We start from the raw sequence: 19,611 nt of genomic DNA on the forward strand, positions 1-19,611 counted from the left end.
CCAATAATGCCCTTCTGTTTGAGATCAGCACAAGACGGAGGCTTTCTTGAAAGATTATCTTCCCTATGCAGCCGGGGTGCTGGCAGGATTATTGGTCGCCTTCCTCATGTCTGGCCTGTTGGCGCTGACGGAGACACCGCAGCTCTTACTTTTCGCATTGCTGCCGGCCGTCGGTGGCGCGCTCGTCGAACGCGTTTGCCGTCGCCGGCCCAACAATTCTTGAAGGATTCCATGGCAAGGCTGAAAGAAATCGTCATCGATTGCGACATTCCCTCGCGTGTCGCCCGGTTCTGGGCGGAGGCGCTCGATGGCTACGACGTGATGCCATATGACGACGACGAACTGGACCGCCTTGCCGCTCTCGGATTGACACCCGAGACTGACCCGACCGTGATGGTCGAAGGTCCCGGAACCCGCCTTTGCTTCCAACTTCGCCAGGGGGAACGTCCCGCCCGCAACCGACTGCATCTCGATATTGCCACCCCCGATCGGGCCAGGGAGGTAGAACGGCTCTTATCCCTCGGAGCGAGCTTCGTCCGGGAAGCGGATGGCTACACGGTCTTGAATGATCCCGAAGGCAACAATTTCTGCGTGGTGTCGGAATAGTCCGCTCCGCGCCGAAGCCACGCTGCAGGATGAACGGCATCTATCTCAGGACGGCTATACCGGAGCCAAACCGAATCTCCCACGGAATGTCTGGATCAGACGCGATTCAGGAATTCGAGCACGCGGAGGGTGAGCAGCGCGGTCGCGTCCGCGTCATAGGACGGCAGCGAGCTGTCGGCGAAGTAGTGCTGATCGCCTGGGTACAGGAAAAGCTCCGCGTCCTCGACCTTCTCCACGATCTCGCGGGCGGCGTCGATGTCGCCCTCGCCGACGAAAATCGGATCGTTGTCCATGCCGTGAATCTGCACCGGAACGCCGGCCGGCCAAGGCCCGAAGGCCCACTCGCCGCTGATCGGCAGGCAGGAGTAGAAGAGCAGTGCCCCGCGGGCGCCGGGCCGTGTCTGCGCCAGCTTCTGCGCCGGCAGCACACCGAACGAGAACCCGGCATAGACGAGCCCGGCAGGCAAGTCGTCGGCGAGGCGCACGCCGCGCTCCCGCATGGCGTCGAATCCGATCTCGCCGATATAGGCGATCCCCGCTTCGATGCTTGGGAACGTGCGCCCGTCAAACAGATCAGGCGTGTGCACGATGTGACCGGCTGCCCTGATATCGTCGGCAAACGAACGCACACCTGGGGTCAGCCCCTGCGCGTGATGGAACAACAGGATCTCAGCCATAAGGAGCCTCCAGGCGGGATGGTCGGGCGCACATTCTGCAACCCTACAGCGTCATCCCCTCGCCGGGAAGACGTCAGGTGCGGCCCAGACCGTCGATCGCCGCCGCCAGCTTCACGAGGTCTGCGGCGTAGAACCCGGCGGCGTTGAGACAGTTCGTCTCGAGCAGCTTCAGTCCCTCCTCGGTCCGACAGATATCGATGACATAAGCTTGCGAGTAGCCGGGGTTAATGTCGACCATGCGCTGCCCGAAGTGCAGCGCATCGTCATCGATCTCGTGGCGGTGGACGACATGTGATCCGTCTTTGTAGAGCGAATAGGTGACGATCCGACCGTCGACCACCCAGAGACGCCATTCGCTAAGGATGCGAACAGGCTCGGTCAGCATCAGGAGCGTGTCGTGACGAAGCGATCCGTTCGGGATTTCATGTTCGTCGAGCACCAGCACCCTCTCTGCCATACGGATGATCTCGCCGGTCGATTTGACGTTGCCGGGTTCCTCCTTGCTGTCGTCGACCGGGCGCAGGAACCAGTCCCTGCCGTCATCCGCCAGACGCTGGGGGACATCCCGGAGTGTCAGGAACAGCGCATCGGCGCCATTGAGGAGGTAGGGATGCCACACCTGTTCGCGAACGAAAGGACGCAGCTTGAAGACACCCGGCCGGTAACCGTTCGCCTGGGCGTTCCTCCACAGCGTGTAGGAGCCGAACATGACCACTGAACCCGGATCCGCAACGACCGGCTTGGGGATGAGCTCGCCGACAAACGGTACGACCTTGTGCCATGTGTAGGTGATTCCAAGCTGGTCGAGCGCCTCGGCCAGCTTGCTGGTATCTTCGAACTGCTGGAGAAGCCACTGCATTCTGTCGGATGCCTTTTAACGATTCGTTGGACGACCAGGAATCTATTTAAAGGTCATCCCACCCGATGCCTACGGCGCAGCCCCAAAGAACGCCAGCCGGGTGAAGATCGTGTAGTCCGCTTCCGAGACCATCAGCGCCACGAAAACCAGCACCAGCAGCGGCGGCAGCAGTATGGCGTAGACGAGCGCCAGCCGTTCCCAGGCCATGTGCATGAAGACGGCGACGATCAGCCCAGCCTTCAGCATCATGAAGATGAGGATCAGCGTCCACCTGAGATAACCCTGGATGCCGAGATAGTCGACCATGTAGGATAAGGCGCTGAGCACAAAGAGCAGGCCCCAGACGAAGAGATAGAGCCGGATCGGGTGCTGCTGCCCGGTTTGGGGCTGCTGTCCCTGGATGTGTGCATGCGCCGTTGTCTCGTTCATGACGACCTCACCACAGATAAAAAAACGCGAAGATGAAGACCCAGACCAGGTCGACGAAGTGCCAGTAGAGACCCATGATCTCGACGGCCTCGTAGCGGCCCTTCCGGCTGGTGAAAAAGCCGCGCCGTTCCACGTCGAAATCGCCTCGCCAGACCTTGCGGGCGACGATCAGCAGGAAGATGACGCCGATCGTGACGTGGGTGCCGTGAAAACCGGTGATCATGAAGAAGGTCGATCCGAACTGTGCCGCCCCCCATGGGTTCTCCCAGGGACGCACGCCTTCGGTGATCAGCTTCGTCCATTCGAAGGCCTGCATGCCGACGAAGCCTGCGCCGAGAAGGGCCGTGAGCAGCATCAGCATGGCAGTCTTGTGGCGGTCGCGACGATAGCCGAAATTGACCGCCATCGCCATGGTGCCACTGCTCGAGATCAGCACGAAAGTCATGATCGCGATCAGGATCAGCGGCACGTTCTGGCCGCCGATATGCAACGCGAAAACCTCGCTCGGATTGGGCCAGGCGACCGGCGTCGACATCCGGGCGGTCATATAGGCGATCAGGAAACAGCCGAAGACGAAGGTGTCGCTCAAGAGAAAGATCCACATCATCGCCTTGCCCCAGGAGGCGGTCTTGAAGGCGCGCTGATCCGAGCTGAAATCGGCGGCGACGCCGCGCAGGCCGGCCGGCCGGAGGTCTGCCTCGCCGTGTGTCTCGATAGTCTGTGCCATCTGCAAATCTCCTAACTGAGCAGTGTGCGGCAGAGATCGACGAAATCATTCGCCCATCCGGCAAAGAGCGCGAAGAGAGCGAGCCAGACGGCGAGCATGAAATGCGAGTAGATGGCGGAAAGATCGACGCTGAGGCGCAGCCTGTCCGTCGCCACAGCCGTTGAAAAAGCCCTGACCGTCGTGTGCGCGAGCACGGCAAGCCCGCCGAGGATATGCAGGCCGTGCAACCCCGTCAGCATGTAAAAAAAGCTGTTGGAGGGGTTATCATCAAGCACGTACCCGGCCGCCGTCAGCTCCCGCCATGCCTGGATTTGTCCGACGAGGAAGATGATGGCAAGCGCAAGTCCTGCAGCAAGCGCCGGTCGCAGCACCTCCATGCGGCCATGCCCTGCTTCTCTTTTCGCCCATTGCAGGGCAGCGCTGCTCAAGGCCAGTGCCGCAGTATTCACCCAGAGCAGCCGGGGAACAGGCGTCGCCCACCAGTCGGTCGACGCCATGCGCATGAAATAGGCGCTGACGGCAAGGCTGAAGACGGCGCCTACGACGCCGAGAAACACGAAGAGCCCGATTTTCACCGCCGGCGCCGACAGCCTTTGCCGCTCGGCACCGTCATGACCCGGCAACTGCACCGACCCGGTTTCGAGCCAAGGCTTCGAGGTCAACCGCTGCCCGGAAAGCCACCAGAAGATAATGGCGGCGACTGCGGCAAGGAAGATCAGCATGACGTTCATGCGTGGACCTCCCGTGTGACGCCGCCGCCTGACGGCACCGTCTGCGGAATGAAGTCCTCGGCCGCCCCGGGCACGCTGTAGTCATAGGCCCAGCGGTAGACGACAGGCAGATCCTTTCCCCAGTTGCCGTGGGCGGGCGGCGTCTGCGGCGTCTGCCATTCGAGCGTCGTTGCCCGCCACGGATTGCCGCCGGACTCCTTGCCTCGGAAAAGACTCCAGACCAGATTGAACAGGAAGACCATCTGCCCGGCCCCGACGATCAGCGCCATGACAGTGATGAAGATGTTCAGCGTATGGGCCGAAGGCGGAACGAAGGCCGTCTCTCCCATCTCGAAGTAGCGGCGCGGTACACCGAGCAGGCCGAGATAGTGCATCGGAAAGAAGATCGCATAGGTGCCGAGGAAGGTGATCCAGAAGTGGATATGGCCGAGCACGTCGTTCAGCATGCGTCCCGTCACCTTCGGATACCAGTGATAGATCGCCCCGAAGATGACGAGGATCGGCGCCACCCCCATGACCATGTGGAAATGCGCGACGACGAACATCGTGTCCGACAGTGGCACGTCGACGACGACGTTGCCGAGGAACAGGCCCGTCAGGCCGCCATTGACGAAGGTGACGATGAAGGCGAGCGCAAAGAGCATCGGCAGCGTCAGGTGGATGTCGCCGCGCCACAGCGTCAGCACCCAGTTATAGACCTTGATCGCCGTAGGCACCGCGATGATCAGCGTCGTCGTGGCGAAGAAGAAGCCGAAGGCCGGGTTCATGCCGCTGACATACATGTGGTGCGCCCAGACGACGAAGCTGAGCGCGCCGATGATGACGATCGCCCAGACCATCATGCGGTAGCCGAAGATGTTCTTGCGCGCATGCGTGCTGATCAGGTCCGAGACGATGCCGAAGGCCGGCAATGCGACGATATAGACCTCCGGATGCCCGAAGAACCAGAAGAGGTGCTGGAAGAGGATCGGGCTGCCGCCGCCATGCTGCAGCTGCGTGCCCATTTCGACGATGGCGGGCATGAAGAAGCTCGTGCCGAGCAGGCGATCGAACATCATCATGACGCAGGCGACGAAGAGCGCGGGAAAGGCGAGCAGCGCCATCACGGTCGCGGTGAAGATGCCCCAGACCGTGAGCGGCATGCGCATCAGTGTCATGCCGCGAGCGCGCCCCTGCAGTACGGTCACCACATAGTTCAGCCCGCCCATGGTGAAGCCGATGATGAAGACGATCAGCGAGGAGAGCATCAGCAGGATACCCCAGTCCTTGCCGCCGGGCGTGCCGGAGAGAACGGCCTGTGGTGGATAGAGCGTCCAACCGGCCCCCGTCGGGCCTCCGGGGACGAAGAAGCCCGCGGCGAGGATCAGCACTGCGAGCAGGTAAATCCAATAGCTCAGCATGTTGGCGTAGGGAAACACCATATCGCGCGCGCCGACCATCAGCGGAATGAGGTAATTGCCGAAGCCGCCGAGGAACAGTGCGGTCAGCAGATAGATCACCATGATCATGCCGTGCATGGTGATGAACTGATAATAATGATCGGCATCGATGAAGGTGAAATAGCCGGGAAAGGCGAGCTGAATCCGCATCAGCCAGGAGAGCACCAGCGCCACCAGGCCGATTGCGATCGCCGTCAGCGAATATTGGACGGCGATGATCTTGGCATCCTGGCTGAACACATATTTTGTCCACCAGCTTTTCGGATGATAGAGCTCGACATCCTCGACTTCAGCAGAGGGGATGGCGCCTGCGCTGTCGGATGGAATCTCGACCATGATCTCTCTCCCCTTCGTCTCCCAGCGGTCTGCGACCGCTGGGGGTTCAGTTTGCCGGCGGCATCTCTCCCGATGACGCCGTAAGCTGGGTGAATGTCTGCTGCTGCCCGAGCCAGGTCTGGTAGTCCGCATCCTCCTCGACAACGACGGTGCCGCGCATTTGCCCATGGCCGACGCCACAGAGTTCGGCGCAGAGGATGTCGAAGGTCCCTGTCCGCGTCGGCGTGAACCAGAAATAGGTGATCATGCCGGGTATCATGTCCATCTTGGCGCGGAATTCCGGCACGTAGAAATCATGGAGCACGTCGACCGAGCGCAGCAAGATGTGCACCGGCTTGCCGATCGGCAGATGCAGTTCGCCGCCCTCGATGATGACGTCGTCAAGGCCGCTTGCGTCGTTTTTATCAAGGCCGAGCGGGTTTTCGGGTGTGACGTCGCCGGTCTCGGCGCGGCCGAGCTTTCCGTCGGCTCCGGGCAGCCGGAAACTCCACAGCCACTGCTGGCTGACGACCTCGACCGATGCGGCATCGGCAGGCACCGTGATGAACTGGTTCCACACGATGAGGCCGGGCGCCAGCATCGCCGCAACGCCGAGCGCCGTTCCCCCTCCCAGCAGCAATTCCAGCCTGCGGTTCTCGGGCTCGTAATGTGCCCGGTTGCCCGGCTTGTGCCGGAAGCGGAAGACGCAATAGGCCATGAACGAAACCACCGCCACGAAGACGATACCGGTGATCCAGAAGGTGATGACGAGGGTGGTGTCGATATAGGTCCAGTTGGACGCGATCGGCGTCCACCACCACGGGCTCAGCACATGGAACAGCACGGAGCCGACGACAATCAGGACGAGGATCAGCACGACAGCCATGTCCGCTCCTCCTCGAGCAGGTCGACCGTGAAACCGCATTCCGCAAAAAGTCCGTGTTTATTATCGCACAGATAGAAAATATCGGCAATTACGGCAATTTAGCCATGCGACGCAGACCGCGGCGCGTCATTTTGGGTCCGTCATTGGGAATATTGCTTGAGATAGGCGATGAGATCGGTGATCTCCTGCTCGTTCTTCACCCCGACAAAGGCCATCTTCGTGCCCTTCACCTTCGCTCGCGGATTGTGCAGATAGTCGCGCAACACCGTCTCGTCCCAGACGAGACCACCTTCGCCGGCCGCCTTCATTCCGGCCGAATAGGCAAAACCCGGATGCGTACCGGCCTTCCGGCCGAACAGCTTGTTCAGTGACGGACCAACCTTGTTCGTATCGGAATCGACGACATGACAAGTCGCGCATTTCTTGAAAACGGCAGCACCCGCCGTCGCATCGCCCTCCTGCGCCCCGGCGTTAGCAGGGGAAAGAGCAATGACGGCTGTGGCGATCAGCAGAACAACACGGTAATCCACGGCAAACCTCATCCTCCTCAAGGTCGCCAGCCACTCACATCCTCCGCTATCTCTCGCGTGTGGGTGGTGGTTGCTATGGCATAAAGCTTAGTCCTTCGCGGGTGCAAGTCAATCGCTTCCGCAATTGCGGCACGGGTCTTCGCTGCCGCGCCTCCCGCCGTTCATGACGTCCACTCCGGCAAATCGCCCTGCCCGACCAACCCTGTCACGATCTCCAGGAAGCGCTCGCCGCTCGCCGACAAAGCCGGCGGGCGCCATGCGGCGGCGGTCGGAAGGGATGGCGGCGGTGGCAGGACGGGGCGGTAGGCGACCCCTGGCCGGGCGGCTCTCGCGATCCCCGAAGTGACGAAGCCGAGACCGGTTCCGGCCGCAACGAGGCCAACCAGCGTCGTCATCGGCGTCACCTCCTGGACGATCCGGGGGCTGATGCCCTCATCCCTGAAAAGGGCGATCACACGGTCGTATATGCTGGGGCCGATCGCCCGCGGCGCAACCAGCAAGGGCTCGCCGGCAAGATCAACGACACGAATGACCGGCTGCTCCGCCAGCCGGTGCGTCGCCGGAAGCGCCAGCACGAACGGCTCGTCCGGCAGGGAGTGGAAGAGCAGATCCCGCGAAAGCGGTGGATGCAGCACGCCGAGGTCGATGTCGCCCGATGCAAGGGCCGCTTCCAGCAAAGGCGAACTCATCTCGATGAGATCGACATCGACTTGCGCGTAGCGGGCACGAAATGCCTGCACTGCCTCCGGCAGGACGCCGTAAAAGGCGATCGGCGTGAAGCCGAGCCGCAGGCGCCCGACCTCGCCGCGCACCGCCCGCAGGGCTTCGGCCTTCGCCATGCCGGCATGCAGCACCGCCTCGCGGGCCGGGCCGAGGAAGGCCGCGCCCGCCGGCGTCAGCGCCACGCCGCGGCGGTCGCGCTCGAAGAGATCGGTCCCGACCTCGCCTTCCAGCATCCGGATCCGTTGGCTGAGCGCCGGCTGGGTCAGGTTCATCCGTTCCGCCGCGCGGCGGAAATGCAGATCTTCGGCAACGGCCACGAAACAGGCGAGCGTGCGGATGTCCAGGACAGCCTCCTGATGCGAACTACCTATCACAGGCGACAGGATTACGATTGGAAAGTTATCAGCATCGGCGGCATTTTCAAAGGACCGCCAACAAGGGAGCAGGATCATGAACGGACCAGTCCTCACCGCCGCGACGCTCGCCATCACCTTCAGCCTCGCCGCGCCCCAGAGCATGCAGGCTGCCGAAGGCGCGCAAGCCGCGTCCGAGATTCTCGGCCGCATCTCGGCGAGCCGGATCGCCGTCATCTCCGACGGTGATTTTGTCGCCCGGACCTATGGCACCGCTGAGCTTGCGCCGCAAAATGCCGGCTATCGCGACCTGCTGACGATCATGTCGCCAGCCGGGGACAAGATCGTCACCGGCTCGATACCGGTCTCCAATTCGGTGACCTCGGCGCCTGAAATCCTAGCCCTCAGCGAAGACGGGCAAACCGCCTTCGTCACGGAAAGGCTGGGCGAACGTCCGGAGGGCGGCAACAGGATCAGCGACCTGCCGCCGGGCCGGCGGCTCTTCGCGGTCGACCTCTCGGACGGCGCAGCACTCCGCCTCTCCGACACGGTGGAGATCGAAGCCTTCCCCGAGGCCTTGTCCCTCAGCCCTGATGGAGAGAGTGTCGCCGTCGTTTCGAACACGCCGGAGGCGAGCTTCGTCCAGATCGTCGCCTATCGCGATGGCCGCTTCAGCCGCCTTGCCCGGTTCGACCTCGCCGACCTCGGGGTGACGGGATCGGAGCCGGCACCACGCGGCGGCGTGACCGCGACCAACGTCCACTGGCATCCCTCAGGCCGCTTCCTGGCAGTCAATATCGATACGCAAAACCGGGTCGCCTTCTTCGAAGTCACCGGAGCCGACGACGCGCCCATTCTGCGCCCCTGGGGCAATGTCGTGGAAGTCGGCGCTGATCCCTTCGTCGGCCGTTTCACACCGGACGGGCGCCATTATCTCACCGCCAACTGGGGCCGGAACTTCACCGCCACGAGCCTGGAGGGCCGCATTCCGCAGACACCGTCGACGATCAGCGTCATCAGGCTCGCCGATCCGGCGACATCGCCACAATCGGCTCGCCACGATCTCCTCGGCGGTGCCGAGACCGGCCTCTCCTCCGAGGGCATCGCCATCAGCCCGGACGGACGGCTCGTCGCCACCGTCAACATGCGCGGCACAGCCTTCCCGCCAGGCTCTGCCCGCTTCCACCGCGACGCCAGCGTCACGCTTTTAAGCTTCGACCCGGCAACCGGCGCCATCTCCAGGCTCGCTGACTATCCCTTCGAGGGCTCCCTGCCGGAAGGCGGCGCCTTCGATCGGACAGGAGACCACTTCCTCGCCACCGTGTTTCAGGGCCATGACGGGGCGAGGCCCGAGGCCGGCTCGGGGCTCGAGGTCTTCCGCGTCGCAAAAGGCGACCGGCCGGCGCTTAAGCGGCTCGGCCGCGTGCCGCTGCCGCACGGCGTCCACCATGTCGATCTCGCACCGTAGGGCGCCCGCAGATTCGCGCAGACGGCGAAGGTGGGGAAATATTATTCAATGTCGGACTGGTGACCTTCAATGCGACCTCAGCCGCCGCCATTTGACTGCGCCCCGATCGAAAGCGCCTCCTTTACCGCCAGCTCGGCCATGGCGAGAGCGGCCTCGCGGGTCCTGGCGGCGGCGATGAAGCGGCCGTTGTGGCAGAAGCTTGCGCCCTCTATGCCGCAAACCGCCTCCAATGCGTCATTGGTGAGCCCCGCCCAGGCCGCCGGCAGGTCGGCCCGGAGCTCGAACCCCTCCTCTGCGCGGCGGATACCGGTCACGCACCAATCCTTTTCGCGCGGGTGGACGACGAACAGCAGGTGATCGGCGCCCGCCTTGACGATGGCGGGACGGAAGGGCATGCCCCGCGGCAATTCCAGAACATGCCCCTGCCCCGCAGCCTCGATTGCCCGATGCACGATCGCCTCGGCTCGCAATTTTGCGGCACTCTGGGCGATCCTGGCCTCGACGAAACTGCGGGCAATGGCAAGGGCCGCGTGGAAGGCGCGATCATCGGCCTCAGGATCCGCTTCGTCGAAAACCGGCTTCAGGGTTTCCAGCAGAGCCGGCAGCGTCAGCCCGGCCAGCGGCCCCGAAGGGCTGAGCGCGCCATTATCAGTCAGATCGACCGGCAGCACGAAGCCGGCGTCGAAAGAGCCATGCATCGCCTCGACATGTGCTTCGGGAAGCTCGGAGACTGCGAGATAATCACGGCCGTAATGCTTCCAGATCAGCCCGAACGAGCTGTAGGGCTGGCCATCGTCGCGCAACGGAGCGCCGCGCTGGTGGTGATCGAATATCCGGGCAGCAGGGTCATAGGCTCCGCCGACATCGTAGATGATCCGGTCTTCGCCCGGCGTGATCCACTCCGGCGCCCGGCTGCGAACGATACGAGCCTGCGGGAAAAGCCGGGTCAGGATGACGCTCGACAGCAATTCGTCGGCATGAAAGCCACCGGAATGGGTGACGAGGAAATCGGGGATCATGGGAGCTATGCGCCTTGTCGTTCGCGGAGGATCCGCTTGCCGGTCGGGTTGAGATAACCGTTGCCGGCTGCCATCTCAACCCATACTTTAAATCGGAGTCGATTTAAGAATAAAATGATGCAGCAATCCAATGTGTTACAGCGTCCTTTCGCACGTCGCCAAGATACCCGCCTCTAGTGGATTCATCGAAGCCTCTGAGGGGTGCATCAGGAGTAAGAGGCAGTCCGTGGAGATCCCTCAGCACTTTCACGTTGTCGAGACGGCCGGATGGCTTGTGAACCACCGCATGAACTCCGCCCTTCCCGGTTACCTCATGATCAGTTCCAAGACCGACACCAACGATCTGTCGGATCTGCCTGAAGACGCTTTGGCCGAATTCGGCCCGTTGCTTGCAAGGGCTCAGAGTACGCTGAAACGGCAATTGAATGCTCAGCGCGTCTATATCGGCCGGTACGGGCATATGCCCGGTTATCCGATCCACTTCCATGTGATCCCGATATATGACTGGGTGGAGGAGTTGTTCTGGAACGACGCTCGATATCGCCTGCTCGAGAATTTTGCAGGAGGACCGGGGGAAACCGCAACGGATGGCGCAGAACTGACGCTGTTTGTCTGGCGCGAGTTCTGCGAACGCGCAGTGCCGCCGCCGATCAGAGGGCCTTCGGTCTCAGAGGCCATCGAGCTGCTGCGAGAGGTGATGCGGTTTCCGCCGCTTTAGACCTTCGTACTCACGCATGTCGCCGGAAAATGCCCAGCGGTTTTGGCAGGACGGCATGCATGAAGAGAAAGGGGCCCAAGACAGCGCCGGCCTCGTGACTGCTGGCGATCCTATGGCCGAAAGCGAGGTCGAAGGTCTCCGGCTGTCTCGACCGATAATCGCGGATCTCCTCCTTGAGATCGAAATTCCCGACCATCCGTCAATCCATGACGTACTGGATATGATGCCGGCCGTGCACGGCCGATTTCTGGACATGGGCGCGAACGCCGAAGACCCGGCCGATCATATCCTCGGTCAGCACCTCCTCGGGCGCGCCGATGATGATGCGCGAAATGATATCGGCGCCGACCATTAGATCGCGTCGCCGAGCGCCGTTGCCGGCAGCAGCCGCCTATGCACCGGTCCGACGAGGAAGCGGGCGGCATGGGGATGACGAGGCCGACGAAGCCGATCGAACCCACCATGCTGACGACGCTTGCATGGCTTCATGCCGCAGTTCGGTGCGCGAACTGTCCCCGCGCCAGCGCGACCTGCGAAATTATCCGTTGATATGGTCCAGCGAATGGTCTAATTTTCCAGAAGAAACCGGGCCGCACTGGTCCTGGGGAGCGCGAACGATGCGAGTGTCTGTGACGGATGCCAAGGGGCAATTGACCGAGTTGGTCCGGCGTGCCGAAGCCGGGGACGAGGTCATCCTCACCCGGCACGGTCATGCCGCCGTGAAGCTGGTTCCAGTGAGGGCAGCGCCCGATCGGAAATCCCGCCGGATGCTCATGGAAGCGGTCCGGGCCTCCGCCATTGCCAAAGCCGCCGACGGACCGCCGGCCGCACGCAGCCAGGATTTCCTCTATGGCGATGACGGCCTGCCCGAATGATCGCCGTCGACACCTCCGCCCTGATGGCGATCGTGCTTGGCGAACCGCAAGCCGATGCCCTGATTGCCGTCCTCGAAGCCGAAGACGATCTCCTGATCTCCGCCGGCACGGTCGCCGAAGCCTTGATCGTCTCGGCCCGTCGCAACGTCGGCGACGAGATGGAACAACTGATCGACGGCCTCGGCTTCGAAATCGTCGCCGTCACCCCTGCCTCCGCCCGCCGCATCGCCGAAACCTACCGCAGCTGGGGCAAAGGCGCCCATCCCGCAAGCGTGAACTTCGGCGACTGCTTCGCCTACGAGGTGGCTCGGGAACATGGGTGCGGGCTGCTATTTGTGGGCGATGACTTCGCTAAGACCGATATAAAAAACGCGCTTTGAACGATGCGGCGGTTGCCAGCACCGGCCGCCCCTACAACGCATCCAGCGGTATCTTCAAATACCGCCTGCCATTCCCCTCCGGCTCGGGCAGCCGCCCGCCGCGGATATTCACCTGCAGCGCGTGCAGCATAAGCTTCGGCTTCGGCAGCGTGCGGTCGCGCGCCTGGCGCAGCGCCACGAAGCCGGCCTCGTCGATGCCTGCAATATGCGGATTGGCGCGCTTCTGCGCCGCCACCGTGCTTTCCCAGCGCGGGTGCCGGCCGCCGGGCTGATAATCGTGGCCGGAAAAGAGGCGGGTCTCCTCGGGTAGCGACAGGATGGTCTGGATCGACTGCCAGAGGGCGGCAGCGCTGCCGCCCGGGAAATCCGTGCGTGCCGTGCCGGAATCCGGCGTGAACACCGTGTCGTGCACGAAGGCGGCATCACCGATCACATAAGTGATCGAGGCGAGTGTGTGCCCGGGCGAAAACATCACGCGGGCTTTAAGCGCACCGATCTCGAACGTATCGTCATCGGCAAACAGCCGGTCCCATTGCGAGCCGTCGGTTTTAAGCGCCGGCCAGTTGTAGATCTCCTTCCAGAGCTTCTGCACATCGGTGACATGAGTGCCGATCGCCGTCGGCGCACCGGTCTTTTCATGCAGATAATGCGCGGCAGAGAAATGATCGGCATGTGGATGGGTGTCGAGGATCCACTCGACCGTCAGCCCTTCGCTTTCGATGTGAGCGAGGATGGCATCGGCATTGGCCGTCCCCGTCGCCCCCGACATCTCGTCGAAATCGAGCACCGGGTCGATGACGGCACAGCGTTTCGTCGCCGAATCGGAAACCACATATTGCACACTGCAGGTGCGGGGCTCGAAGAAGGCCTTTACATGAGGCGCCTGCCCCGCCCGCTTCTCCAGAAAACGTCGCGCGCCGGCAAGATCGAAGCCGAGGTTTTGACCGAAGGCCTCGACATCCCCGGGCTTCATTCGCCTGTCGAGCACCTCACCCAGCGCATGGAGCGTCAGCGCCCGCGTGCCGCTCTTGCAATGGGCGACGACCGGCCCCTTCGCTTGCGCCATCGCCGCCTGGAAGGCGAAGATATCGGCCTCAGTGATCTCGTGCCCCTTCACCGGCACGAAGCTGTAGGAAAGCCCGGCGGCCGTGGCGGAAGCTTTTTCCGCCGTATTGCCCGGCTGGCCCGGCTCCTCGCCATCAGGCCGGGCATTGATGACGGCAGCAAAGCCGTCTGCGGCGAAAGCGGCGAAGGCTGCGGCGTCGGGCTGCCCCGCCACCGATAGCAGTTCATTGACCTTCACGCATGTCATTAAAGCCCCCGAAAGCCCCGCGCCGCCCTCATCATGCAGTATCGCATGTATATCGACCCAATCACACAAGTATATTTCCGAGCGCAAGAATGCCGCAGATCAGGAAAGTTTGAGGATGCCGGTGTCCTCAACACCCGCCCGACCCGGCTTTCCCCAGTCAAAACGACAGCGTCGCAGCTCCCTCCTTTATCTCGGCATGCATGGCGCTGGCGCCGACGATGACGACGCCGTCGAGCAGGTCTTCCTTGTTGTAGCCGCGGGAAGTCACACAGGGCGGGCAGGCCCAGATCGTGCCGCCGCGCTGCTGGAAACTCTCGATCAGGCTCGCAAGCGGATCGAGCGGCGGCACATGCGTCATGCGCTGGCCGCCCTTGCGCACCAGGTCGATCCCGGTGCTGGTGAGGAATACCGAGACCTTCAGCCCGGCGGTGATGCCGCCATTGGCAATGGTGAAGGCGACGGAGGACAGTTCGGATTCGATGCCCTTGGTAACGAGCACGACCAGTTTGTCGCATTGAGTTTGCATAGTATTCTCCCAATCGAGTTGCAGTGAACGTGTCGATGATAGGAGGACGCGCGGCGCGCGTATTTGGCCGGGATGCGTGAAGCCTTGTCCGAAAATCCAGACGATGCCGGCGGCGTGGCGCGTGACGATGTGCTGTCGGCGCTGCTGTCGACGATCCGCCTTTCGGGATCGCTGCAATTCTGCTTCATGCCGACCGGCGACTGGCAGACCGATGCCACGCCGTCGCTGGCAGGCCTTTCGGCCAAGGCCTCGGGCACGATGCCGTTTCACATCCTCGTGGAGGGCCGCTGCTGGCTGAAGACGGAAGGCGAAGAGACCGAGCTGGAGGCCGGCGACGTGCTGGTCTTCCCCTTCGGCACCGGCCATCAGCTCGGTGCAGGCAGAGACGGCACGCTGGTACTGCCGACCCGCGACCTGCCGCAGAAGCCATGGCGTGAGATTCCCGTGCTGCGTTACGGCGACGAGACACAAGGCGTGCGGCTGCTCTGCGGTTATCTGCAGTGGGATGGGCTGAGCTTCGCGCCGCTTCGGCAGTCCCTGCCGAGCCTTATCCATGTCAGGACGCGGACCGCCAATGACGGTGACTGGCTGCGCGCCACCATCCGCCAGATGGTCGAGGAGGTCGACAGGCCACGCGCCGGCGGCGTCTCGATGCTGCCGCGACTGACGGAAATCCTCTTCATCGAGATCCTGCGCCACCAGATCATGATGGCCGAGCCGCATGCGATCGGCTGGCTGGCGGCACTCGCCGACCCGGCGCTATCGCGCTGCCTCTCCCTTATCCACGACGATTCCAGGCGCGACTGGTCGCTGGAGCAACTGGCAGCGGCATCGGGAATGTCGCGCAGCGCGCTGGCCGAACGCTTCCAGGCGATGCTCGCGACATCGCCGATCCGCTATATCAGGGACTGGCGGCTCTACCTCGCAAGCGTGGCGCTCGCCACATCGGGTCAGCCGATCGCGGCGATCGCCTATGACGCCGGCTATGCCACCGAAGCCGCCTTCAACCGCGCCTTCTCCCGCGCCTTCGCCACCCCGCCGGCGGCGTGGCGGGCGACGGCGTCCACGAGAGGCTCATCCTGAGGTGCCCCGCAGGGGCCTCGAAGGACGAGGCGGGTGCTCGGCGTGGCGGCAACGTCGATGCAAGGAGCAGCGCTGCGGCATGTCCTTCGAGGCTACGCCCTATGGGCTGCGCGCCTCAGGATGGGGAGCGTTGGAGGTTGTCGCACCAATAAGCTCCATTGCGGTCAATCTCACTCCCAATCCACCGGGTTGCCGCTTCAAGAGTCCCATCAGGCAATGAAGTCATTTCTAGCTTCCGGCCAGCTCGGATTCCGTCGAACGGCCACGCGATGGCGTGGGAGTAGCGAGGCCGCCGCCGACTGCAATCAGGTCGGAAGTTCACATGGGTGGATTGCTGACGCCGGGCGACCCTATCTCCTTCTGAACGACGCAGAACCTGTTTCCATCAGGATCAGCCAGAACGATATAGTCCGCGCCTTCGGGATAGCGCCAATCCACCCGCTGCGCTCCAAGAGACAACAGCCGCTCGACCTCGGCTTGCTGATCGGATGCATAGAGATCGAGATGATGGCGCTGGTGGGTGGTGGGGTCGGATGAAACGATCGTGATCGCCATCTGCTGTCCTTCGCCCGTGACCGGGACAAGAATGGCCCAATCTTCCGACGGCTCTCGCAAAGGTTTATAATTCAAGGCCGCGCGCCAGAATTCGATGGCGCGCGCAACATCCCTCACACCCCAGACAATCGACCCAATCGTAAGCATCAAATGTGCCTCCTCAAGACCATATGCGCGCGTCGGTGACATGGACGCAGCGCGATTAGGACATACGGAATTTCCAAGCGACAGGACGCTTGAGAGAGTGCCGTGCCGCGAAAGCGATCACGCCGACAATAGACAGACCCGATTGACATCGTGATGATCGGTCAGCGCGGTTGCGGGCCTGTCAATCCCAGGGCCAGCGTGATGTCGTTGATGATCCCCAGTCGCGCTTCGATCACCGCGATTTTCTCGGGCGTATCGGCACCAAAAGCCTCGATATCGATGAACAATTGCTCGCAGCCGCCCGGCGTGACCGTGCCGAACATCTGGCCGGGTTCGTCGCCTATGTTTCGCCAACTGTGCGGTACATGTGGCGGCAGAACGACGACGGTTCCCACAGGCGCGTCGAACGCCTCGTCGCCGCATTGGAATCGATAAATACCGCGAATGACCCGAAAGACTTCCGTCTCCCGGGTGTGCGTGTGCGGGGCCGGACCATGACCCGGCGGCGTGAAGGTTTCCCACATCCCGAACGCGCCGTCTGTCTCGGCGGCGGTGGCATGGATGACGATCCTCGCGCCGAAGGGCGTGCTCGCCACGCGCTCCTTGCCGGGCAAAGAGACGACGGCGTTCCTGAAACTCGACATATCCACCTCCCCTCGATTGCAATCGTTGGGCGGAGCCTGCGCCTCACCCTTGCGGCGCCGGCTCATTGAGCATCGCTTCGATATTGTATCCGTCGGGATCGAGAACGAAGCAGGCATAATAGTTCTCTTCATATTCCGGCCGCGGGCCGGGCGCGCCATTATCCCGAGCGCCTGCTTCGAGCGCGGCCCGATAAAACGCCTCGACCTCCGTTCTGCTCCGAACCCGGAAGGCAACGTGCAAACGCGTCAGAGGCGGCTTGTCGTCGGTGTGCTGGATCTCGAACAGGCTGCCGCCGACATCGAAGGCCCAGAACACGCCCTCCTTCCCGAAGGAGAGGCGATAACCCAGAGGTTCGAAAGCGCGCTCATAGAACAATTTGCTCTTCTGCAGGTCACCCACTGCGATGGTGATATGATCGATCATGCCGTGCCCTCCCGATCGTTCCAGCGTCCCATCATAGTCGAAATCGCCGCGGTGGAAAAACAGACAAAGCCGCCCCGCTGTGCTCCGAGTCTTCGTCTTGCGACCGGCAACCGACGGGTCCTCAGAGTTGTTCTTTTGGCCACCGCATCGACATCACACGTTCGTCATCAGGCTTGCCGCAGATGCCGAGGTTGCGGCCGGCCGCGTGCTGGCTGCCCGTTGTCGACTGGATTGCTTCGTGCGAAAATGCCACGATGGATCACACGGGCGAAGTTCTCATTCTCACCGGGCCACCGGGCTCCGGAAAGACCACGACGGCCGAGGCGCTCGCCCGCGAACCCGGCTCGCCGAAGGTCCATCTTCATTCCGACGATTTCTGGCACTTCATCAAGAACGGCGTGATCCCGCCCTATCTGCCGGAAGCGCATGAACAGAATATCGTTGTCGTCGACATATTGACGAAGGCGGCGGCAGGCTATGCCGGCGGCGGCTACTTCGTCGTCGTCGACGGCATCGTCGGGCCGTGGTTCCTGGAACCGTTTCGGAAAATCGCGGCACCCCTCCACTACGTGGTTCTGCGTCCGCCGCTCGATGTCGCCATCCGGCGCTGCCGGGAGCGTGGCGGCGACACGCTGACCGACCCCGGCCCTATTGCCGCACTCCATCAGCAATTCTCCTCACTGGGCCCGTTCGAGCAACATGTCGTCTCGACGGACGGGCACGACAGGGAAGACACGTTGCGCACGGTGATCGAGGCTATGCGCAGCGGCATGGTTCGCCTGGCGTCATAACGCAAGCCCCTCAGCTTTCGGCGCAAGCGGCAGACATTGCCGGGATCCTCTCACCCGATCCCGGCCTGTCCTCTCAGAGCGAGCCGGGAAATTCATGAGCGGACCTCATAAGTTCGTGCCGATATCTCCGGCTAATCGCCGCCGGGCTTTGCCCTATCTTGCGATCAAACCTGGGAAGGAGGACTTGAAATGATCAAGCGCAAGCTCGGCCAAAGAGGCCCTGACGTATCGGCGATCGGCTTCGGCTGCATGGGGCTGAACTACCATCGCGGGCCGGCGATGGAGCGTGGTGATGCCATTGCGCTCTTGCGGGCGGCCCACGACCGGGGTGTCACCTTCTTCGACACGGCAGAGGCCTACGGGCCGTTCACCAACGAGGATCTCGTCGGCGAGGCGCTGGCGCCGATCCGTGATGAGGTGGTGATCGCGACGAAATTCGGCTTCAAAGATGGCCGGCCGGAAGTCGGCCTGGATAGCCGGCCGGAACGCATCCGTGTGGTCGTCGAAGAAGCCCTCAAGCGACTTCGCACCGATCGCATCGATATCTTCTACCAGCATCGGGTCGACCCTGCCGTACCGATCGAAGAGGTGGCAGGCACGGTCAAGGATCTGATCGGCGCCGGCAAAGTGCTGCATTTCGGCCTCTCCGAAGCAGGAAGCGAAGCCATCCGTCGCGCCCATGCCGTCCAGCCCGTCACCGTCCTGCAAAGCGAATATTCGCTGTGGTGGCGCAAGCCGGAAAAGGAAATCCTGCCCATCGTCGAAGAACTCGGCATCGGCTTCGTGCCCTATAGCCCGCTCGGCCGCGGGTTCCTCACCGGCAAGATGGACGAGAACACCAGTTTCGAAGGCGGCAACGACCACCGCAAGACCAATCCGCGCCTCTCGGCCGAAAACCGCAAGGCGAACCAGCCGGTGGTCGATGCGATCGAAGCGATCGCCGCCCGCAGAAACGCCACCGCAGCCCAGATCGCCATCGCCTGGCTGATGGCCCGCAAACCCTGGATCGTTCCCATTCCCGGCACCACCAAGCTGCACCGGCTGGAAGAGAATATCGCTGCCGCCGACATCGCTTTCACATCGGAGGAACTGACCGAGATCGACGCGGTCTTCTCAGGCATCGAGATCCATGGCGACCGCTACTCCGCAACCTCGGCAGCCCGCGTCACGCGGTGAACCAGCGACACCGATCGGTCGATGCAACAGCACGAACGTTCTTGTCTCTCGGTGCGCCGGCGTCGGATGGATGCAAGGAGCAGCGTTGCGGCGTGTCCTTCGAGGCTCCGCCCTATGGGCTGCGCGCCTCAGGATGAGGGCCGTTGGAGGATGCCGCACACCCAACAACAGGTGTGAGAGGACGCGCCAACCCCTCTTCCGTCATGCTCGGGCTTGTC

General features: G+C 62.7%; 24 protein-coding genes and 1 pseudogene. 9 read left to right on the top strand and 16 right to left on the bottom strand.

Features of this window, described 5'->3' with window-relative positions; genetic code table 11:
- Positions 1-46 precede the first annotated feature (46 nt).
- A complete protein-coding gene (locus V8P77_RS33640) occupies positions 47-223 on the top strand; it encodes a hypothetical protein (RefSeq protein WP_020050553.1) in 177 nt (58 codons plus the stop codon).
- An 8-nt stretch (positions 224-231) separates the two neighbouring features.
- Positions 232-606: a VOC family protein gene (locus tag V8P77_RS33645; protein ID WP_077978584.1), complete on the top strand. Its 375-nt coding sequence runs from the start codon at positions 232-234 to the stop codon at positions 604-606.
- Between the two features lie 95 nt (positions 607-701).
- Here the strand turns inward: V8P77_RS33645 and V8P77_RS33650 are convergent, their stop codons facing one another.
- From V8P77_RS33650 to V8P77_RS33690, 9 genes are all read right to left on the bottom strand, one after another.
- Positions 702-1,283 carry a dienelactone hydrolase family protein gene (locus V8P77_RS33650; RefSeq protein WP_335916639.1) on the bottom strand — a complete coding sequence of 194 codons (582 nt, stop codon included), beginning with the start codon at positions 1,281-1,283 and terminating at the stop codon, positions 702-704.
- Positions 1,284-1,356: 73 nt separating this feature from the next.
- Positions 1,357-2,142, bottom strand: coding sequence for an ATP-grasp domain-containing protein (locus V8P77_RS33655; protein ID WP_335916640.1), 786 nt, complete (start codon positions 2,140-2,142; stop codon positions 1,357-1,359).
- Positions 2,143-2,211: 69 nt separating this feature from the next.
- A complete protein-coding gene (locus V8P77_RS33660) occupies positions 2,212-2,571 on the bottom strand; it encodes a cytochrome C oxidase subunit IV family protein (protein ID WP_335916641.1) in 360 nt (119 codons plus the stop codon).
- Between the two features lie 7 nt (positions 2,572-2,578).
- Positions 2,579-3,298 (bottom strand): heme-copper oxidase subunit III family protein, encoded by a 720-nt coding sequence (locus V8P77_RS33665; RefSeq protein WP_335916642.1) that lies wholly within the window; start codon positions 3,296-3,298, stop codon positions 2,579-2,581.
- Between the two features lie 11 nt (positions 3,299-3,309).
- On the bottom strand, positions 3,310-4,029 hold the full coding sequence (locus V8P77_RS33670) for a cytochrome c oxidase subunit 3 (protein ID WP_335916643.1): 720 nt from the start codon (positions 4,027-4,029) through the stop codon (positions 3,310-3,312).
- Complete coding sequence (gene ctaD, locus V8P77_RS33675) at positions 4,026-5,804, bottom strand: cytochrome c oxidase subunit I (protein ID WP_335916644.1); 1,779 nt, start codon at positions 5,802-5,804, stop codon at positions 4,026-4,028. The genes V8P77_RS33670 and ctaD overlap by 4 nt, the downstream gene beginning before the upstream one ends.
- A 46-nt stretch (positions 5,805-5,850) precedes the next feature.
- Positions 5,851-6,669 carry a cytochrome c oxidase subunit II gene (locus V8P77_RS33680; RefSeq protein WP_011652557.1) on the bottom strand — a complete coding sequence of 273 codons (819 nt, stop codon included), beginning with the start codon at positions 6,667-6,669 and terminating at the stop codon, positions 5,851-5,853.
- A 140-nt stretch (positions 6,670-6,809) separates the two neighbouring features.
- Positions 6,810-7,199, bottom strand: a complete 390-nt coding sequence (locus tag V8P77_RS33685; protein ID WP_335916645.1) for a c-type cytochrome — start codon at positions 7,197-7,199, stop codon at positions 6,810-6,812.
- Between the two features lie 161 nt (positions 7,200-7,360).
- Positions 7,361-8,374 (bottom strand): LysR family transcriptional regulator, encoded by a 1,014-nt coding sequence (locus V8P77_RS33690; protein WP_335916646.1) that lies wholly within the window; start codon positions 8,372-8,374, stop codon positions 7,361-7,363.
- Here V8P77_RS33690 and V8P77_RS33695 point away from each other — a divergent pair.
- Positions 8,373-9,743: a lactonase family protein gene (locus V8P77_RS33695; RefSeq protein WP_335916647.1), complete on the top strand. Its 1,371-nt coding sequence runs from the start codon at positions 8,373-8,375 to the stop codon at positions 9,741-9,743. The two genes, V8P77_RS33690 and V8P77_RS33695, sit on opposite strands and share 2 nt — an antisense overlap.
- A gap of 77 nt (positions 9,744-9,820) precedes the next feature.
- Here V8P77_RS33695 and V8P77_RS33700 read toward each other — a convergent pair whose 3' ends face one another.
- A complete protein-coding gene (locus V8P77_RS33700) occupies positions 9,821-10,762 on the bottom strand; it encodes an MYG1 family protein (protein ID WP_335916648.1) in 942 nt (313 codons plus the stop codon).
- A gap of 226 nt (positions 10,763-10,988) precedes the next feature.
- Here V8P77_RS33700 and V8P77_RS33705 point away from each other — a divergent pair, with 226 nt between their 5' ends.
- On the top strand, positions 10,989-11,480 hold the full coding sequence (locus V8P77_RS33705) for an HIT family protein (RefSeq protein WP_335916649.1): 492 nt from the start codon (positions 10,989-10,991) through the stop codon (positions 11,478-11,480).
- Positions 11,481-11,679: 199 nt separating this feature from the next.
- Here V8P77_RS33705 and V8P77_RS33710 read toward each other — a convergent pair.
- Positions 11,680-11,796: pseudogene (locus V8P77_RS33710) on the bottom strand (histidinol phosphatase); the annotation flags it as partial.
- Positions 11,797-12,097: 301 nt separating this feature from the next.
- On the opposite strand from V8P77_RS33710, the gene V8P77_RS33715 reads away from it, so the two are divergent.
- Both V8P77_RS33715 and V8P77_RS33720 read left to right on the top strand, forming a co-directional pair.
- On the top strand, positions 12,098-12,355 hold the full coding sequence (locus V8P77_RS33715; protein ID WP_062944069.1) for a type II toxin-antitoxin system Phd/YefM family antitoxin: 258 nt from the start codon (positions 12,098-12,100) through the stop codon (positions 12,353-12,355).
- Positions 12,352-12,735, top strand: coding sequence for a type II toxin-antitoxin system VapC family toxin (locus V8P77_RS33720; RefSeq protein ID WP_335916650.1), 384 nt, complete (start codon positions 12,352-12,354; stop codon positions 12,733-12,735). Before V8P77_RS33715 ends, V8P77_RS33720 begins: the two co-directional genes overlap by 4 nt.
- 31 nt (positions 12,736-12,766) lie before the next feature.
- On the opposite strand, the gene blh is transcribed toward V8P77_RS33720, so the two are convergent.
- Both blh and V8P77_RS33730 read right to left on the bottom strand, forming a co-directional pair.
- Positions 12,767-14,047, bottom strand: a complete 1,281-nt coding sequence (gene blh, locus V8P77_RS33725; RefSeq protein WP_335916651.1) for a bifunctional sulfur transferase/dioxygenase Blh — start codon at positions 14,045-14,047, stop codon at positions 12,767-12,769.
- A 157-nt stretch (positions 14,048-14,204) separates the two neighbouring features.
- On the bottom strand, positions 14,205-14,573 hold the full coding sequence (locus tag V8P77_RS33730; protein ID WP_028741005.1) for a DsrE family protein: 369 nt from the start codon (positions 14,571-14,573) through the stop codon (positions 14,205-14,207).
- 72 nt (positions 14,574-14,645) lie between these two features.
- Between V8P77_RS33730 and V8P77_RS33735 the strand changes: the two genes are divergently transcribed.
- The gene (locus tag V8P77_RS33735) at positions 14,646-15,656 is read left to right on the top strand and encodes an AraC family transcriptional regulator (RefSeq protein ID WP_335916659.1); all 1,011 of its coding nucleotides are present in this window, start codon (positions 14,646-14,648) and stop codon (positions 15,654-15,656) included.
- Positions 15,657-15,974: 318 nt separating this feature from the next.
- Here V8P77_RS33735 and V8P77_RS33740 read toward each other — a convergent pair whose 3' ends face one another.
- The 3 genes from V8P77_RS33740 to V8P77_RS33750 form a co-directional block, all read right to left on the bottom strand.
- Positions 15,975-16,358 (bottom strand): VOC family protein, encoded by a 384-nt coding sequence (locus V8P77_RS33740; protein ID WP_335916652.1) that lies wholly within the window; start codon positions 16,356-16,358, stop codon positions 15,975-15,977.
- Positions 16,359-16,519: 161 nt separating this feature from the next.
- Entirely contained in the window at positions 16,520-17,002 is a 483-nt protein-coding gene (locus V8P77_RS33745) for a cupin domain-containing protein (protein WP_335916653.1), read from the bottom strand.
- Between the two features lie 43 nt (positions 17,003-17,045).
- Positions 17,046-17,426, bottom strand: coding sequence for a VOC family protein (locus tag V8P77_RS33750; RefSeq protein ID WP_335916654.1), 381 nt, complete (start codon positions 17,424-17,426; stop codon positions 17,046-17,048).
- 254 nt (positions 17,427-17,680) lie between these two features.
- On the opposite strand from V8P77_RS33750, the gene V8P77_RS33755 reads away from it, so the two are divergent.
- Both V8P77_RS33755 and V8P77_RS33760 read left to right on the top strand, forming a co-directional pair.
- The gene (locus V8P77_RS33755) at positions 17,681-18,217 is read left to right on the top strand and encodes an ATP-binding protein (protein WP_335916655.1); all 537 of its coding nucleotides are present in this window, start codon (positions 17,681-17,683) and stop codon (positions 18,215-18,217) included.
- A gap of 189 nt (positions 18,218-18,406) precedes the next feature.
- Positions 18,407-19,393: an aldo/keto reductase gene (locus V8P77_RS33760; protein ID WP_335916656.1), complete on the top strand. Its 987-nt coding sequence runs from the start codon at positions 18,407-18,409 to the stop codon at positions 19,391-19,393.
- The last annotated feature ends 218 nt before the right edge of the window (positions 19,394-19,611 follow it).

The organism is Rhizobium aouanii, from assembly GCF_037002925.1.
Taxonomy (GTDB): Bacteria; Pseudomonadota; Alphaproteobacteria; order Rhizobiales; family Rhizobiaceae; genus Rhizobium; species Rhizobium aouanii.

Bases quoted from the DNA above. Each gene is read 5' to 3' on its own strand.
- V8P77_RS33645 (WP_077978584.1), top strand. From the start codon at position 232: ATGGCAAGGCTGAAAGAAATCGTCATCGATTGCGACATTCCCTCGCGT.
- V8P77_RS33670 (WP_335916643.1), bottom strand. From the start codon at position 4,029: ATGAACGTCATGCTGATCTTCCTTGCCGCAGTCGCCGCCATTATCTTC.
- blh (WP_335916651.1), bottom strand. From the start codon at position 14,047: ATGACATGCGTGAAGGTCAATGAACTGCTATCGGTGGCGGGGCAGCCC.
- V8P77_RS33730 (WP_028741005.1), bottom strand. From the start codon at position 14,573: ATGCAAACTCAATGCGACAAACTGGTCGTGCTCGTTACCAAGGGCATC.
- V8P77_RS33700 (WP_335916648.1), bottom strand. From the start codon at position 10,762: ATGATCCCCGATTTCCTCGTCACCCATTCCGGTGGCTTTCATGCCGAC.
- V8P77_RS33715 (WP_062944069.1), top strand. From the start codon at position 12,098: ATGCGAGTGTCTGTGACGGATGCCAAGGGGCAATTGACCGAGTTGGTC.
- V8P77_RS33750 (WP_335916654.1), bottom strand. From the start codon at position 17,426: ATGATCGATCATATCACCATCGCAGTGGGTGACCTGCAGAAGAGCAAA.
- V8P77_RS33690 (WP_335916646.1), bottom strand. From the start codon at position 8,374: ATGATCCTGCTCCCTTGTTGGCGGTCCTTTGAAAATGCCGCCGATGCT.
- V8P77_RS33665 (WP_335916642.1), bottom strand. From the start codon at position 3,298: ATGGCACAGACTATCGAGACACACGGCGAGGCAGACCTCCGGCCGGCC.
- V8P77_RS33695 (WP_335916647.1), top strand. From the start codon at position 8,373: ATGAACGGACCAGTCCTCACCGCCGCGACGCTCGCCATCACCTTCAGC.
- V8P77_RS33760 (WP_335916656.1), top strand. From the start codon at position 18,407: ATGATCAAGCGCAAGCTCGGCCAAAGAGGCCCTGACGTATCGGCGATC.
- V8P77_RS33720 (WP_335916650.1), top strand. From the start codon at position 12,352: ATGATCGCCGTCGACACCTCCGCCCTGATGGCGATCGTGCTTGGCGAA.
- V8P77_RS33650 (WP_335916639.1), bottom strand. From the start codon at position 1,283: ATGGCTGAGATCCTGTTGTTCCATCACGCGCAGGGGCTGACCCCAGGT.
- V8P77_RS33745 (WP_335916653.1), bottom strand. From the start codon at position 17,002: ATGTCGAGTTTCAGGAACGCCGTCGTCTCTTTGCCCGGCAAGGAGCGC.
- V8P77_RS33655 (WP_335916640.1), bottom strand. From the start codon at position 2,142: ATGCAGTGGCTTCTCCAGCAGTTCGAAGATACCAGCAAGCTGGCCGAG.
- V8P77_RS33740 (WP_335916652.1), bottom strand. From the start codon at position 16,358: ATGCTTACGATTGGGTCGATTGTCTGGGGTGTGAGGGATGTTGCGCGC.
- V8P77_RS33755 (WP_335916655.1), top strand. From the start codon at position 17,681: ATGGATCACACGGGCGAAGTTCTCATTCTCACCGGGCCACCGGGCTCC.
- V8P77_RS33660 (WP_335916641.1), bottom strand. From the start codon at position 2,571: ATGAACGAGACAACGGCGCATGCACACATCCAGGGACAGCAGCCCCAA.
- V8P77_RS33735 (WP_335916659.1), top strand. From the start codon at position 14,646: ATGCGTGAAGCCTTGTCCGAAAATCCAGACGATGCCGGCGGCGTGGCG.
- V8P77_RS33680 (WP_011652557.1), bottom strand. From the start codon at position 6,669: ATGGCTGTCGTGCTGATCCTCGTCCTGATTGTCGTCGGCTCCGTGCTG.
- ctaD (WP_335916644.1), bottom strand. From the start codon at position 5,804: ATGGTCGAGATTCCATCCGACAGCGCAGGCGCCATCCCCTCTGCTGAA.